Raw genomic sequence first — 15,263 nt, 5'->3', positions numbered from 1 at the left:
TATCCCTGTAACTCAAGAATACAAAAAAATCGCTCAAGAATAACGGATTTCATTCCGTTTTGTGCCTTGAGCGAAGCGAAAGGAATGGGTATAAACCATGAATTTTGATTACACTGACAAGGTCAAGAAACTGCGAGCCCAATTGATTGAATTTATGAATGAGGTGGTATACCCCAACGAGAAGGTATATGAGCAGCAGGTGAATGAGGCTCCGAATCGTTGGGCGGTCGTTCCGCCTATTATGGAGGAGATGAAAAGGCAGGCCAGAGCAGCCGGTTTGTGGAACCTATTCCTGCCTGAAAGCGAATATGGTGCCGGGCTTACCAACCTTGAGTACGCACCCTTGTGCGAGATCATGGGCCGATCCCATATTGCCCCGGAGGTGTTTAACTGCAATGCCCCGGACACAGGCAACATGGAAGTTCTGGTGCGGTACGGAACCAAAGAACAACAGAAACAGTGGCTGGTACCGCTGCTGAATGGAGAAATTCGTTCCTGCTTTTCGATGACCGAACCGGATGTTGCCTCCTCCGACGCTACCAACATTCAGGCTAGCATCGTTCGGGATGGCGACGAGTATGTAATCAACGGACGCAAGTGGTGGTCCTCCGGTGCCGGAGATCCCCGCTGCAAGATTGCGATCGTAATGGGCAAGACCAATCCGGACGCGCCCAAACACGAACAGCAATCAATGATTCTTGTACCGCTTGATACTCCAGGTGTGAAGATCGAACGAATGCTGCCGGTGTTTGGCTATGACCATGCTCCGCACGGCCACGGGGAGATTACATATGACAATGTCCGCGTTCCGGCAAGCAACATCTTGTGGGGTGAAGGCAAGGGGTTTGCCATCGCCCAGGGGCGTCTCGGGCCGGGCCGGATCCATCACTGCATGCGTTTGATCGGTGTTGCGGAACGGGCGCTGGAACTGATGGTGGAACGTGTGAAAAACCGGGTTGCGTTCGGCAAACCGCTGGCTCAGCAAGGTGTTGTGCAGCATTGGATTGCCGAATCCCGCCTCGAAATCGAACAGGCAAGGCTTTTGACCCTGAAAGCCGCTTATATGATGGATACGGTCGGAAACAAAGTGGCCAAGAAAGAAATTGCGATGATCAAAGTGGCAGCTCCGAATGTGGCTCTGCGGGTGCTTGACCGGGCCATTCAAGCCTTTGGCGCGGCCGGTGTCAGCAATGACTTCCCGTTGGCTGCCATGTGGGCCAATGCAAGAACGCTGCGTCTGGCCGACGGTCCGGATGAAGTGCACAAGCGGGCTCTGGCCAAGTATGAGCTGATGGGGGAATAATTTGACAAAAATCGTACGCAGTTTCTTGATAAGGATCGAAATCCTTGCGCTTCCGTATGGGGAAGCCAAGGGTTTTGTTTTTTTGTAGAAGAACTATCACATTTGGTCGTAAGAAATTCCTCTATAATGAAAATGACTTAAATTAGTAAACTTGTTCAAGATTTAAAGTGGGGGACATCCATGAGACGATACGAAATCTTACTGTGTATGGTCCTGCTTATCAGCTCTCTTCTTGGATGTACCCGGAGGGTTGAAAGTGACGATCCTCAAATTCGCATCGGAATCCTCACTATTGGAAGCTCCCGGGCGGAAAAGATTGAGGGAATGAGAAAAGGACTCCAGGAAATGGGATGGACGGATAAACAGGTGGACTACCGAATTCACGATGTGAACAATAATCAGGAACGACTTGTGGAAGGTGCAAAAGATCTGCTTGCTCTAAGACCAAATATTGTGGTTGCGACAGGTGTAGTAGAAGCCGAAGCAATCTTCGAGGCTATGAAGAACACCCCCCCAATCCCCGTAGTCTTAATTGGAGTAACTTCCCCATCCGAACTGGAGCTGAAAAATCGTTTCCATGCTTCCGGCATTCCTGTGACAGGGGTTGATAACGGACATGTGGAGCTTACAGCCAAGCGTATAGAGCTTCTTCGCGAGCTATTCCCGGAACGACAGAGTGTAGTTGTTCTTTATGATCCCCGCTTACGTGCCAGTATGTTGGCGCTGCAAAAAGCAAATGATGCAGCTCAACAGTTTGATTGGAAGATAGAACCTGTTCCCGTGCAAAATGATCGGGATATTGCTAATCTGCGCAGCCGGATATTTACCAAAGGGGAATCTATGTTAATTCTGCCCAGCTATTATCTTGAGCTAAAGTATAAAGAAATTCGGGATATATCCTTTAAAACCCGAACTCCTGTTATGGGGTTGTACGAAACGGAGACTTATGCGGGATATACTGCGTCCTATGGGATTTCTTATTTCGATCAGGGGTATCAGTCGGCCAGACTGGTTGCCCGCATGATGACCAGCAAGGACAACTCGGATATACCCTTTGAAAAGCCTGATGTTGTTCAATTGAAAGTCAATATGAAAGCCATTGAACAATTGGATATTGCTGTGTCTCCAATAGGCATGAGCTATAGCGAGAAAATTGCGGTGATAAGGGAGTGACCGCCATGAAAGATTTTCGAATTCCATGGTGGAGTCGCATCAAGATTCGGGTTCTGGTCTTTGGAATCATAATGTCCATTGTTCCGGTGGCTCTATCCAGCGGTTATACGGTTTTCTTCGGTTTAAATCATTTGGAAAAGAACGTCCAAAATCAGAATAAACTTCTTGTCGACCGGATCGTGCAAGAAATGGATTCCCTTTTGATTCGAACGGAAGAAAGGTTAAGGGATGCATTATTTGCCATAGAAACCGGGAACAAAGACAATTTGGAAAAAATGAACATCTATCGGATCTTGAGGGATCTTCCAATGGCTGAGGAAGCAGTCATTTTCGAGCCGAATGGCACGGTTCGATCAACTGTAAACCGTTTCCACGTAGTGAATATAAAGCTGGAACAGGGATGGGCTTTCGATCCTATGATTTCCACCCTCAAAGCCGGGAAAGTGTTCTATGGGCCCGTAAATTTTTCAGAAAGTGGAGTTCCCTATATAAAGATGGCGGTGCCTCGTTTTTCGGAAGATGGGCGTGACTTCAAGGGCGGAATAGGGGTTCAGATCCGCTTGCGCAGTTTGTTTGATTTGGTTGGATCGAAACCTCCGGGAGTGGGGGAGAACGTGTTCCTGGTGGATCGGTCGGGAAAATTGATCGCTCATAATGATCACACGCAGGTGCTGCAAAGAACAAATGTGACCAGCAGTTTCACTGTTCAGCATTTTCTCTATACAAATGATCCAAATAAATTGCCTGCGCCCAACAGGTATCAAAGCTATTCTGGACAGGAAGTACTTGGGGTTTACGGAAAAGTTTCGAGAACGGGATGGGGAGTTGTGGTTGAACAACCGGTATCTGTGGCTTTTTCATCGATTAAGGATCTGCTCCTAAGACTTTTATGGTTCCTCGCTTTGGCTGTTTCCTTGGTGGTGATGGTGAGTATTTTCTTCGGGCTCCAATTTACCAAGCCGATTGAATATATGGAAAAGGCCGTTCAAAAAGTGGGCGGTGGCGCTCTTGACACCCAAATCGCGACAGGGCGCAGGGATGAGCTCGGAAGTTTGATGAATGCATTTGACGAAATGACAGCTCAATTGCGAGTTCAACTGGCTGAACAGCGCAAGATGGAAGAAATGGTTATGCAAGCGGACAAATTGTCCGCTTTGGGAATGATGGCATCTGGATTTGCTCATGAAATAAACAATCCCCTTGCCACCATACAGGTTTATACTGAGGATCTGGAAGATCGTCTGCAAGCGGAACCGGAGGAAGTGGTGAATTCGGGAGAAGCTTCCCGATATTTGCGAATTATAAAAGAGAATATTGCCCGTTCCAAACAAATTACCCAAAGTCTCTTAAACTTTTCACGCAAATCCGAATGGAAACAGGAATGGATAAATCCTGTAACTGTGATAGAAGAAAGCTTGGCTCTGTTAAACCATAGCTTTGAAAAGAAGGGACTCCAGATCCGTAAAGAATGGGATCCGGATCTGCCAAGAATATCAGGGGATTCCCTTCAGTTGATGCAGGTACTGGTGAATTTGTTGAACAATGCAGTAGATGCCTTATCAGTTAACGGAACTATAGGTATTCAAGCATATCCTTCAGGCGATCAATTGGTGATCCGCGTGTACGACAATGGAAGCGGAATTCCCAAAGAGTACCTTACCAAGATATTTGATCCTTTTTTTACCACTAAAGAAATTGGAAAAGGAACGGGACTGGGTTTGTCGATTTGTTATGGAATTGTATCTCGAATGGGTGGCACGATTTCCATTCAAAGTGAGGAAGGAAATGGTACGGAAGTTACCCTGAGCTTGCCAATTGATGCGACTCAGAAAGGAGGGGCCTAGATTGGACTGGAAGAACGTTAGAATTTTAATTGTGGATGACGAGACAGACCTCATAAATTTGCTGGTGCAACGATTTACCCGAAAAGGGGCGAAGGTTGCGGGAGCATCCTCTTCAGAAGAAGCGATCGCTGAACTTGCCAAATCGTCATTTGATATTGGGATTTTTGACATCAATCTCCCGGGGATGAACGGAATTGAGCTTCTAAGGTCGACAAAAACGCAATATCCTGATGTGGAAATCATCATGTTGACTGGACATGGGACTGTAGATACGGCAATTGAAGCGATGAAACTGGGAGCTTGTGATTATTTGAAAAAGCCTTATGCTTTGTCTGAACTTGAGATCATCATAGCGAAAGCCCTGGAAAAGAAGACATTGAAAGAAGCCAACACCGGGTTAAAGCAAGCATTGCTGTCTAATAGCAACCAGTTTACCATTATAGGACAAAGTCAAATTATGAAGGATCTCATGGAACTCACCCGGAGGGTGGCTGATAGCGATATACCCGTTCTGATTGAAGGGGAAAGTGGAACCGGAAAGGAACTGATAGCCAAAGCCTTGCATTTCTGGAGCAGCAGAAAAGAACAACCGTTTATCGCTATTAATTCGGGGGCCCTTCCTGAGACATTATTAGAATCTGAACTTTTTGGTCATGCCAAAGGCGCTTTTACAGGCGCGGTTTCAGACAAAAAAGGGTTGGTCGAGGTGGCGGACCATGGCACCTTGTTCCTTGATGAAATTGGTGAGATGCCCCTCGCCCTGCAGGTGAAGCTCCTCAGGTTTCTTGAAAGCCAGGAATTCAGAAGAGTCGGAGATTCCAGCTTGCGTAAGGTGAATGTGCGCGTAGTGGCTGCTACCAATCGAATTCTGGAAGAAGAGGTGGCTAAAGGGAATTTTCGGGAAGATCTGTACTACAGACTGAATGTCATGAAACTCCCCGTCCCTCCACTGCGAGAGCGATTGGATGACGTTCCCATGTTAGTGGAGTTCTTTCTTGATAAGTTTGGACGAAACAAGAATATAACAGTAACAAGGGAAGCCATGGAGGCTCTCTGCAGCTATCATTTCCCGGGTAACGTGCGCGAGTTGGCCCATATGATCGAACGGGGAATATTGCTGGCGAATGGAAGAGAAATCGAACCTAGAGATCTCCTCATACCTGGGGGGGCCGCCACAAGAAGAGGAGAAGACCTTATGCAAGCACAGGCTGAACCGGAGAATTTCATTTCACTATCAGAATTGGAACAAAAGTACATTCTTCGTGTGCTGAAAGCATGCAAAGGGAACAAGACACAAGCTGCCAAACTATTGGGAATCAGTGTCCGAAACTTGTATCGAAAGCTGGAGGAATACAGGATTACAGAATTACAGAATAGACCCTGACATTTTGTCGTGTCAAAATGTCAGGGTATCACGAACAACGGCAGGGCCGGTTTTTGAAAAACCTGGTACCCGGGCCGTTTTTTTGCACTTGTAAGGAATTATTATGTCAATGGTAACAAGTATAAGGGCACTTTTCTTTATTGGCATGAATCTTGCGTGATAAATGGGTGACGGGCCCAATCCCGGTTCTGAGCAAGAGGAAAGCACATTCGAAGTTGGTTAGACAAGGGAGTGGAAAAGGTGGAGAGAAAGGTATTAACAAAAAAACTTCTTGCAGGACTGATTGTGTCTGTAATCATCACAGGAGGTGTAACTGGTACTCTTTATGCAAACACAGATGATGACATTCTGCAGGGCACCTGGAAAATGCCTAACGAAAGCGACATCCCGGATGATGCTAGAGGGGATATGATTCGGTACGGAAAAGAATTGATCGTCAACACCCCGAAATACCTGGGACCGGGGAGCCCAAAACCGGTTTTGAACAGCAAGTTGTCCTGTGCAAGCTGTCACCTTGATGCAGGTACCAAGCCGAATGCGATTCCATTGTATACTGCGGTTCATGAGTATGCGCCACCTGGTAAATACAATGCGCGTGAAGGTATCAATTTAACAGTGGAAGGCAGAATCGACACCTGCTTCGAAAGGAGCCTGAATGGGAAAGCACTTCCGCAAGACAGTTACGAAACCCAGTCGATGAAGGCTTATATGGAATGGCTGGCAACCGGAATTACGCCTGGGGTTGCTTGGCAGGACGTTAAAGGACAGGAAACTCCGGTCTTGCCTTTGCTGGACAGGGCTGCCGATCCGGCAAAAGGAAAGGTTATATTCTCCGATAAATGCGCCAAATGTCATGGAGCAAATGGTCAAGGAGAATGGGACGAAAGCAAGGGCAGATACAAATACCCGGCCCTTTGGGGGGACTACAGTTTCAACACAGGTGCCGGCATGCACAGAAACATAACAGCTACACGCTTTGTAAAAGCAAACATGCCCTATGGAGATCCAAGTTTGACTCTGGAAGAAGCTTATGATGTGGTTGCTTACCTGAATTCACAACAGAGACCGCAAAAAGCAAATCTGGAATTGGATTGGTCAGGACTGGATCCGAATGGTCAACCCAACATTAAGAAAAAAGCTGTGGATGCTGCCTACGGCCCCTATTACCCAGAAGGAATGTTCAGCCCGGAACAACACAAATATGGCCCCTGGCAGCCGATTATGGATGCCGTGAAGGCACAGCAATAGAGTTCAAGATAGGAGTGGGAAGAGATGGAACATAAACATTGGAAGAAAGGGTTGCTTTCAGGATTTTTCTTCTCGGCACTGATAATTGCAGTCGCAGGTTGCTCCACCGCGCAACCGGCTGATAAGACAGTCGAACCAGCAAAGCAAGTTGCAACTCAAGAGACGAAGGTGACCCAGCCCAAGGTTCCGACTATGGACGAAGTTCCTAAAGGCCCTGAAGGGGAGGCTATCAAGCTGGGATATAAACTGATGAACGAGACGAATACAGTTCTTAAAGAACATGTTGGCAATCAATTGTCCTGTTCCAGTTGCCATGGAGCTGCTGGTACTGATTCGACTTCAAGTTTGGTAGGCGTGACAGCTGTTTACCCGAAATACATTTCCCGTGCCGGCAAAGTGTTGACAATTGAAGATCGGATTAACGGTTGTTTCCAGCGCAGCATGAATGGGAAACCCCTCGCTTATAACAGCGATGAAATGCGAGCTATGGTTGCTTACCTGACTTACATCTCAAAGGGAGTTCCAACCGGAACCAAGGAGAGACCCTGGGTTGTCGTTAATGATATACCGAATCCGCCAACCCCTAATAAGGAAAACGGTGAAAAGCTGTACAAACAGGCATGTGCAAGCTGTCACGGTGCAGATGGATCCGGAACAGGGCCAAATTCAGGTCCTGCACTTTGGGGTAAGAATTCCTTCAATATCGGGGCCGGTATGGCACGACTGGGCAAAGCGGCAGGTTACATCCAAAGGAACATGCCCTTGGGTGAAATGGGAGGGATTAAGCAAGGAACACTTACGGAACAACAAGCTGCCGATTTGGCAGCGTATATCTTGTCTCAAGAACGGCCTGACTTCGGACCAAAGGCAAATGACTGGCCTAACGGGGATGCACCAAAAGATGTTCCGTACGAAACCAACGCCAAAAAGGCAAAGAACTAACATTCATATCTCAAATCGGTACCCTTGACCAACCCACCCTGGACCTTTTTAAGTATCCAGCTAAATAAGCCAGTCTTTATACACTACGGCTGGAACAATTAACGCAATAGGAAATAGCCCCTCCGTGTGGAAGTAGTAAGCAACGCTTCTCACGGAGGTTTTTTATGTTATCCAAGAAACCACAAAGCTTAGAAGCAGGAATGAATACATGCTGAGGAACGGCGAGTACATAGGGGATCCTCTCCGGGAGGAAGGGTGCTTCTTTCCTCAGTTTTATGTATAGTAAAATTAGCATCCACTGCATGCCATACACAATTTAAACTCTTGGCAGGTGACTCCATGATCATATTGAAGACCAGAGACGAGATAGCAAGGATGCATGAGGCAGGCAAACTGCTGGCCGCTTGCCACCGGGAAATTGCCAGGATGATCCGGCCCGGCATTACCACGATGGAGATCGACCGGTTCGTGGAAGAGTATCTGCGAGAGTACGGAGCCACGCCCGAACAAAAAGGGTACCGAGGGTATCCGTATGCCACATGTGCTTCCGTAAACGATGTGATCTGTCACGGGTTTCCGAACAAAAATCCGCTGCAAGCAGGAGACATCGTAACCATTGACATGGTGGTGAACCTGAACGGATGGCTGGCCGATTCCGCCTGGTCCTATGCGGTTGGGATCATCTCGGAAGAAGCGGAACGACTGCTGCAGGTAACAAAGGAATCACTCTATCTGGGGATTCAACAAGCTGTTGTGGGAAACCGGATTGGTGACATCTCCCATGCCATCCAAACCCATGCGGAGTCTCAAGGATTTTCGGTAGTTCGCCAGTTTATCGGGCACGGCATCGGACAGAACATTCACGAAGGGCCGGAGGTTCCCCATTTTGGTCCGCCGGGCAGGGGACCGCGTTTGAAAGAGGGAATGGTGATCACGATTGAACCGATGCTCAACGCGGGCTTGTATCACGCCAAGATTGATTTGGACGGTTGGACAGCCCGTACAGTGGACGGCAGCCTGTCGGCCCAATATGAGCATACGGTGGCCATTACTGTTGACGGTCCGTTGATTCTTACAGAGCAGTAGTTCATGGGGGAGAATACAATGATCGCTTATGAAAAGTGTAAGTGAGGTGCCTGGTTTTGGACGACATCTTTCGCGTTTTAAAAGACCGCAACGCCTCTATTATGGGTTCTGAGAATATGCACAGGTTTTCCGTGCTGCTTCCGCTGGTTGAACGGGATGGAGAGGTGTCCGTGTTGTTTGAGGAACGGGCCCATCATCTGAATCGGCAGCCGGGGGAGATCTGTTTTCCGGGTGGGCGTATCGATCCGGAAGATTCGAACGAGTTGGCTGCGGCGATCCGCGAGACCTGCGAGGAACTGGGATTGGAGCCCGATCAGATCCAACCGCTCGGGTCGCTGGACTATATGGTGACGCCCTTTCTGATTGTCCACCCGTTTGTCGGATGGATTGCCGATTATAGAAAAATCAGGCCCAACCCGGACGAGGTGTCCAGTGTGTTTTGCGTACCCTTGGAGGTCCTGCGCAACTCAAAACCGGAAGTGCATACGGTAGACCTGAAAGTGATGCCTCCTGACGATTTCCCCTTTCAACTGATTCAGGGGGGGCGGAATTACAAGTGGCGGTCGGGGAAAATCCCACAGTTTTTTTATTTTCACGGGGACCGGATCATCTGGGGAATGACCGCTCGAATTCTGCACCACTTTCTGGAGGTTATCAAAAATGAAGATGAAAAAAGCGGACCCTATTTTGGATCCACCAATTGAAAGCCTTCCTCCTGCAAGGCTTTTTTTGCTTCCGCAATTGTCTCCGCATCTTCCGCCACCAGCGTGTGATAGTGCAGGCCCCCGGTTACTTCCGAAAACAACGGGATTGGGGAACGGGCCCTTTTTTCCAGGAACTGTTTGACGTCTTTCGGTGTGACAATGTTCAATTCCCCTTTGATCCGGCCATATACCGGATGGTCAATGAACACATCTTCCACGGTTATGTGATGGGAAACGAGGATTTCCAATTCTCGCTTCAACTGTTCCGGCGTGTGGATGATGCCAAGGACTTCCCGGTACTGGGTCTTGGATCCGGAAGCCAAAACGTATCCTTGGGTGGTGCTGATGATTTCGAAGCCGTCTTTTCGCAGAAACGCAATATCCTGCACAATGGTTTGTCTGCTTACATCCAGTATATCAGCCAGGTGGGAACCCGGAATCGGTCTGTCGGATGATTTCAAGAAGTCCAATAGTTGTTGTCTGCGATCCATTGGGACAGCCTCCGTAAGATGGTGGTCATGCCAGATTGGGGTGTACTGCTAGTTACAGACTACGAAATGTGGAGCATGCGGTCAATAGCCACCCGTGCCCATTCAGTCGTTGCCGAATCCACCCGGATCACGTTTCTGGGAGAGCCGGCAAGGAGGTTCTCCAGTGACCACAGCAAATGGGGGCGGTCGATCCGGTTCATGGTCAAGCATGGACAGACCATTTCATTCAAGGAAACGATAAGCTGCTCAGGGTGTTCCTGGGCCAACCGGTTCACCAGGTTGTGCTCCGTTCCGATAGCCCATTTTGTCCCGGCGGGTGCTTTGCGAACCGTTTTGATGATAAAATCGGTGGAACCGTGTTCATCGGCAAGCTGAACCGTTTCATACATGCATTCCGGATGCACAAGCACACGAATTCCGGGATACTTGGAACGAACTTCATGTACATGACGCGGTTCAAATTTCATATGGACCGAACAATGGCCTTTCCAAAGGATGATACGCGGGTCTCCCTCGCCATGAGGATATTCGATCTCCATTTCCTTGGGGTCATAGACACACATTTCGTTTAATGGAATGCCAAATTTCACCCCGGTGTTTCTGCCAAGGTGCTGGTCGGGCAGGAACAGGATCCGCTGTTTGGCCTGAAGGGCATGGGCAAATACCTTCTCCGCATTGGAGGAAGTGATGGTCAATCCTCCGTGCTTCCCCACAAATGCCTTGATGGCTGCAGTTGAGTTCACGTATGTTACCGGGATAATGGAATCTCCAAACCGCTTCGTAACGAATTCCCAACATTCCTCCACTTCCTGGTCATCGGCCATGTCGGCCATGGAACACCCGGCGTTCATATCCGGCAGGATCACGGTTTGGCGGTCGGATGTCAGGATATCGGTGGTTTCCGCCATGAAATGGACACCGCAGAATACAATATACTCGGTGTCTTTTAAAACGGCGGCAATACGCGCCAACTGCAAGGAATCTCCCCTGTGGTCCGCATATTGGATCACATCGTCCCGCTGATAGTGGTGCCCCAGAATGACCAAACGATCTTCCAACTTGCTTTTGGCTGCTGCGATTCGTTCGTCCAACTCTTCCGATGACAAGAGCGCGTATTCATTGATTGATTTCTGCAGATTCAGGAGCTGATTGACAACTGACATAGTTCCTCCTCCTGTCCCTTGATTGGTTTCACTTCACTTGATGGGTGCCGTATCCAGGCTGATGTCCAGGGCTTTTACCGAATGGGTCAGCCAGCCGAGGGAAATCACGTCCACACCGGTTACCGCATAATCCCTTACGTTATCAGGCGTGATTCCGCCGGATGCTTCGGTAATGGCACGTCCCTTGACAATCTCCACCGCTTCCGCAATCATGGCGGGGGTCATGTTGTCAAGAAGAATCACGTCCACCCCGAATTCCGCCGCTTCCCGAACCTGTACCAAGGTATCCGCTTCCACCTCGATCTTGACAAGGTGCCCAATGCCGTTCTTGATCTTCTCCAATGCTTTGGAAAGGCTCCCTGCCGCCGCTATGTGGTTGTCCTTGATCATCACGGCGTCGTAAAGTCCAAAGCGGTGATTCACGGCGCCGCCTGTTGCAACGGCATACTTATCAAAGATGCGAAGGCCGGGGACAGTCTTTCGGGTGTCGGTAATCTTGACGGGGAGATCCGCCACCTTGCGGCACACGTTGCGGGTTGTGGTGGCAATGCCGCTCATACGCTGCAGCATGTTCAGAGCCACCCGCTCGGCGGAGAGGACCGCCCGGGCCGTTCCCCGGATGGAGGCGAGGATGGTTCCTGTCTCCACATCGGTTCCGTCCTGGATATGAACTTCAAATTGAACGTTGGGATCCAACAGCCGGAATGTATCTTCGGCCACTTCCAGCCCGGCAATTCTCCCTTCCTGCTTGGCTACGAGGAAAGCTTGCATTCCCGCTGCCGGTTCAAACAATATTTCGGTTGTCAGATCGCGGCTGCCGATGTCTTCAATCAGCGCTTGCCGCAGAAACTGGCGTACGAGCAACGGATTCATGGCTGCCTCCTTGAATCGAATGGATTTGGTATTGCGTTAGGGTCTCCGGATAATCTTTACGAAAATGTGCTCCTCTGCTCTCCCGCCGCCATAGTGCCGCTTGCACCACCAACAGGGCTGAAGTCAGAAGGTTCCGGTCAGGACCCGGCAGATCCGAAAGGGCGGAAAGCCATGCATGAAGCTGTTCCATAGCTTCCTGCAGAAGGCTTTCCTCCCTGACGATTCCCGCATGGGACCACATGAGTTCCCGGACTTGACGCAAGAGATTCGGATTTGGAGTCGTGCCATTTTTCACAATGTCGATATAAGAAAAAGAAGGGTGTTTAACTGGAGTCGACCGGACCGGCAGCGAAAGAACCGCATCTGCTGCGCCCTGTGCCATGACAACCCCCTCCAGCAAGGAATTGCTTGCCAACCGGTTGGCTCCGTGCAGACCGCTGGAAGCTGCTTCTCCTATCGCAAACAGCCTTGGAACGGTAGTCGTTCCCCTTTCATCCGTCTGGATCCCGCCCATCGTATAGTGAGCAGCCGGAACAACAGGGATCAGATCCACATCCGGATCAATGCCGATTCGCCTCAAGAACGCATGAATGGTAGGGAAACGTTTGGGAAACTTCGGGATTCTTCGGGCATCCAGGTATACCTTGCGGCCTGCCAGCAGCTCCGAATAAATGGCCCTGGCCACTATGTCACGGGCTGCCAGATCTCCCCAAGGATGGTACCGCTTCATAAACCTCTCGCCGTTTGAATTGACGAGTACCCCTCCTTCGCCCCGAACCGCTTCCGAAACAAGCGGGAGGGGAGAGGAATTGGCTTTTAGTGCGGTGGGATGAAATTGGACAAACTCCATATCCCGCAGGATGGCCCCTGCACGGTAAGCAAGAGCATACCCGTCTCCCGTGCTTCCCTCAGCATTTGTCGTGTATTTGTAAAGCTGTCCAAGACCTCCTGTTGCCAGGATGACCGCTTGTGACCTTATCAGGACAGCCTTGCCGGAATTGTCCACTGCCAGCAGCCCCCGGCACTCTCCGTCTTCCATATGAATGTCGGCAACGCAGGTGTTCTCGAAAAGTTTGATGGGTCCGCCGGGCAGCAAATGCCGGGACAGGGTCTCCATAATCGATTGCCCCGTGGCGTCACCTCCTGCGTGGATGATCCGGTTGCGGCTGTGGGCACCCTCTCTTCCCAGTTGCAGCTTTCCTTCCGTATCACAGTCCCAATTGACGCCCGCCTCTTTAAGAAAGCGAATGGCGTCAAATGCCTGATCGACAATTTTTCTTACAGTATCGGGAATGCATAGCCCCGTTCCTGTCTCAACTGTATCCTGTTCATGCAGGGCAGGGCTGTCATCCTTCGCCACGGCGGCGGCGATTCCCCCCTGTGCAAGACTGCTGTTGCTGTTTTGAAGCGCCCCTTTTGCGATCAGGGTTACGCGTCCATGCCGGGACAACAGCAAAGCCAAGGTAAGTCCGGCAATGCCGGAACCTGCGATGGCATAATCCGTATCAACAACATTCCACATAGCCGCACCTTCCTCCACCGTTTATAAAAAATCTATGAACCTATTATGAAAGTTGCTGTTGTATACTGTCAAGACATGTGTAAAATTAGTTGTAAATCATTATGTATGCCATATGGTATGACTGAGGGGGTATTTTCTATGCCTGACCATTCCCGATATTTTGACCATGCGGCGACAACCGTGATGCGGCCGGAAGTGGTGGAAGCCATGCTGCCGTATTATATGAACCAATTCGGCAATCCCGGAAGCCTGCACCAGTATGGGCTTCTGGCGAAAGAAGCCCTGGAAACGGCCAGAACATTGATTGCAGGAACCATTGGCGCCAGGAGCAAGGAGTTGATCTTTACCGGCAGCGGAAGCGAGTCGAACAATCTGGCTGTCCTTGGCGCTGCCCGGCGGATGCGGAGGCTGGGACGGGGAGATCATGTCATTGCCAGTTCCGTGGAGCATCCTTCCGTCCGGGAAGCTTGTCATGCGCTGGAACGGGAAGGGTTTCGCATCACCTTTGTACCGGTGGATCCTCATGGTCGGGTGGATGCGGAAGAAGTGCGGAAGGCGGTTCGTTCAAATACCGTTCTGGTAAGCGTGATGCATGCCAACAATGTAGTCGGAACTCTGCAGCCGATTGCGGAGATTGGCGGGTGGCTGCGGCAGCAGGGGATTCTGTTTCATACGGATGCGGTTCAAAGTTACGGCAAGGTTCCTGTCCGGGTGGATGAGTTGAATGTGGACCTGTTGACAATCAACGCTCATAAAATCGGTGGGCCAAAAGGTGTTGCGGGGCTGTACGTGAGAAAGGGCGTCAGGTTGGAGCCGATCGTATACGGCGGAGGCCAGGAACGGGGACTGCGTTCCGCCACACAGAATGTGGCGGGAATCGTCGGATTTGCCAAAGCGGCCGAACTGGCTGTGTCATGTCTTCCAGCAGAGAAGGACCGATTGGAGCGGCTCAAGAGGAGGTTGATCGAACGCCTTCTTTCCCGGATTCCCGGGTGTGTGATAAACGGAGATCCGGATAATTCCCTGCCAACCCATCTCAATATCAGTATTGAACGGATTGAAGGGCAGGCGTTGATGCTGGAGTTGGACCGCCTTGGCTTCTCAACGTCAAGCGGTTCCGCCTGCAGTTCCACCGACAGTGAACCTTCTTATGTTCTGTTGGCAATGGGCAAGTCAAGAGAAGTGGCGCTGGAAAGCCTGCGCATAAGCATGGGACGGACTACAACAGAACAGAGCGTGGATCAATTGGCTGATGCGCTGGTACAGGTGGTGAAAGGATGGTAAAATATTTGCAACTGTCAATCAGAAAGCGGGGGTTTTGACAATGCGTGAAGGGGATGTGATTTTTGATTTCAGTTTGCCGGATTTGAACGGCAAGCCGGTATCCATTCGAGAGTACCGGGGCAAGAAAGTCCTGATCATAATGTGGGCATCCTGGTGACGGTGCCGGGAACACCTGTCAGTCTGGCAGGAAGTGTACAACCGGTATCACAATCAGGGATTTGACATTCTGTCAGTGGCTGTGGATGT

Annotated in this window: 14 protein-coding genes; 10 read left to right on the top strand and 4 right to left on the bottom strand. The window is 50.0% G+C overall.

All coding sequences use genetic code 11. From position 1 onward, the window contains the following. Positions 1 to 97: 97 nt before the first annotated feature. From EFBL_RS10500 to EFBL_RS10465, 8 genes are all read left to right on the top strand, one after another. The gene (locus EFBL_RS10500; protein ID WP_096182087.1) at positions 98 to 1,303 is read left to right on the top strand and encodes an acyl-CoA dehydrogenase; all 1,206 of its coding nucleotides are present in this window, start codon (positions 98 to 100) and stop codon (positions 1,301 to 1,303) included. A gap of 180 nt (positions 1,304 to 1,483) precedes the next feature. Further along, complete coding sequence (locus EFBL_RS10495) at positions 1,484 to 2,476, top strand: ABC transporter substrate-binding protein (RefSeq protein WP_096182086.1); 993 nt, start codon at positions 1,484 to 1,486, stop codon at positions 2,474 to 2,476. A gap of 5 nt (positions 2,477 to 2,481) precedes the next feature. Then, on the top strand, positions 2,482 to 4,320 hold the full coding sequence (locus EFBL_RS10490) for a sensor histidine kinase (RefSeq protein WP_096182085.1): 1,839 nt from the start codon (positions 2,482 to 2,484) through the stop codon (positions 4,318 to 4,320). 1 nt (position 4,321) lies between these two features. Next, positions 4,322 to 5,704, top strand: a complete 1,383-nt coding sequence (locus EFBL_RS10485) for a sigma-54-dependent transcriptional regulator (protein WP_231705760.1) — start codon at positions 4,322 to 4,324, stop codon at positions 5,702 to 5,704. A 240-nt stretch (positions 5,705 to 5,944) separates the two neighbouring features. Next, positions 5,945 to 6,952: a c-type cytochrome gene (locus EFBL_RS10480; protein ID WP_096182083.1), complete on the top strand. Its 1,008-nt coding sequence runs from the start codon at positions 5,945 to 5,947 to the stop codon at positions 6,950 to 6,952. Positions 6,953 to 6,976: 24 nt separating this feature from the next. Continuing rightward, positions 6,977 to 7,894 carry a c-type cytochrome gene (locus EFBL_RS10475; protein WP_096182082.1) on the top strand — a complete coding sequence of 306 codons (918 nt, stop codon included), beginning with the start codon at positions 6,977 to 6,979 and terminating at the stop codon, positions 7,892 to 7,894. Between the two features lie 339 nt (positions 7,895 to 8,233). Beyond that, positions 8,234 to 8,980 (top strand): type I methionyl aminopeptidase, encoded by a 747-nt coding sequence (gene map / locus EFBL_RS10470; protein ID WP_096182081.1) that lies wholly within the window; start codon positions 8,234 to 8,236, stop codon positions 8,978 to 8,980. A 56-nt stretch (positions 8,981 to 9,036) separates the two neighbouring features. Beyond that, positions 9,037 to 9,684 carry an NUDIX hydrolase gene (locus EFBL_RS10465; protein WP_231705759.1) on the top strand — a complete coding sequence of 216 codons (648 nt, stop codon included), beginning with the start codon at positions 9,037 to 9,039 and terminating at the stop codon, positions 9,682 to 9,684. Here EFBL_RS10465 and EFBL_RS10460 read toward each other — a convergent pair. From EFBL_RS10460 to EFBL_RS10445, 4 genes are read right to left on the bottom strand one after another with little or no spacing between them, the layout of a single operon-like run. Next, a complete protein-coding gene (locus EFBL_RS10460; RefSeq protein WP_096182080.1) occupies positions 9,663 to 10,175 on the bottom strand; it encodes a transcription repressor NadR in 513 nt (170 codons plus the stop codon). The two genes, EFBL_RS10465 and EFBL_RS10460, sit on opposite strands and share 22 nt — an antisense overlap. Before the next feature lie 59 nt (positions 10,176 to 10,234). Beyond that, positions 10,235 to 11,338, bottom strand: coding sequence for a quinolinate synthase NadA (nadA, locus tag EFBL_RS10455; RefSeq protein ID WP_096182079.1), 1,104 nt, complete (start codon positions 11,336 to 11,338; stop codon positions 10,235 to 10,237). A gap of 33 nt (positions 11,339 to 11,371) precedes the next feature. Beyond that, the gene (gene nadC, locus EFBL_RS10450; protein ID WP_096182078.1) at positions 11,372 to 12,211 is read right to left on the bottom strand and encodes a carboxylating nicotinate-nucleotide diphosphorylase; all 840 of its coding nucleotides are present in this window, start codon (positions 12,209 to 12,211) and stop codon (positions 11,372 to 11,374) included. Next, complete coding sequence (locus EFBL_RS10445; protein WP_096182077.1) at positions 12,165 to 13,733, bottom strand: L-aspartate oxidase; 1,569 nt, start codon at positions 13,731 to 13,733, stop codon at positions 12,165 to 12,167. Before EFBL_RS10445 ends, nadC begins: the two co-directional genes overlap by 47 nt. 138 nt (positions 13,734 to 13,871) lie before the next feature. On the opposite strand from EFBL_RS10445, the gene EFBL_RS10440 reads away from it, so the two are divergent. Further along, complete coding sequence (locus tag EFBL_RS10440; protein ID WP_096182076.1) at positions 13,872 to 15,017, top strand: cysteine desulfurase family protein; 1,146 nt, start codon at positions 13,872 to 13,874, stop codon at positions 15,015 to 15,017. A 40-nt stretch (positions 15,018 to 15,057) separates the two neighbouring features. Further along, on the top strand, positions 15,058 to 15,174 hold the full coding sequence (locus EFBL_RS20300) for a peroxiredoxin family protein (RefSeq protein ID WP_131927752.1): 117 nt from the start codon (positions 15,058 to 15,060) through the stop codon (positions 15,172 to 15,174). Positions 15,175 to 15,263 lie beyond the last annotated feature (89 nt).

Source organism: Effusibacillus lacus, from assembly GCF_002335525.1.
GTDB lineage: Bacteria > Bacillota > Bacilli > Tumebacillales > Effusibacillaceae > Effusibacillus > Effusibacillus lacus.
This window is presented reverse-complemented; position numbering and strand designations above follow the sequence as displayed.